This window comes from Streptomyces sp. SP18CS02 (assembly GCF_036322365.1).
In the GTDB taxonomy this organism is placed as follows: Bacteria; Actinomycetota; Actinomycetes; order Streptomycetales; family Streptomycetaceae; genus Streptomyces.
Genome location: NZ_JAQYXC010000064.1, coordinates 1 through 447 on the forward strand (window position 1 = coordinate 1; position 447 = coordinate 447).

General features: G+C 68.0%; 1 pseudogene. It reads left to right on the forward strand.

Going from position 1 to position 447, the window contains the following annotated elements:
* Positions 1-447 (forward strand): annotated as a pseudogene (locus PUR26_RS00245) (alpha-amylase family glycosyl hydrolase); the annotation flags it as partial.

The following is a 447-nucleotide window of genomic DNA, read 5'->3' on the forward strand; positions in this document are numbered from 1 at the left end:
AGCGGGGACGGCTCGGCGACCGGGCCGCCTTCAAGAACATGATCGACACCTGTCACGCGGCCGGCGTCAAGGTCGTCGCCGACACGGTGATCAACCACATGGCGAACGGCTCCGGCACGGGAACAGGGGGCACGCCCTTCAGCAAGTACGACTACCCCGGCCTGTACTCCGGGGCCGCGTTGGACTACTGACGAGCCGCCATCTCCACCTACCAGGACCGGGCCAACATCCAGCAGTGCGAGCTGGTACAGCTGCCCGACCTGGACACCGGCGAGGAGCCCGTCCGCAAGAGCATCGCCGGCTACAGGAACGACCTGCTGTCGCTGGGCGTCGACGGACTGCGCATCGACGCCGCCAAGCACATGCCGGCCGGCGACCTGGCCGCCATCAAGTCACGGCTGACGAACCCGGACGCCTACTGGAAGCAGGAGGCCATCTTCGGCGCCG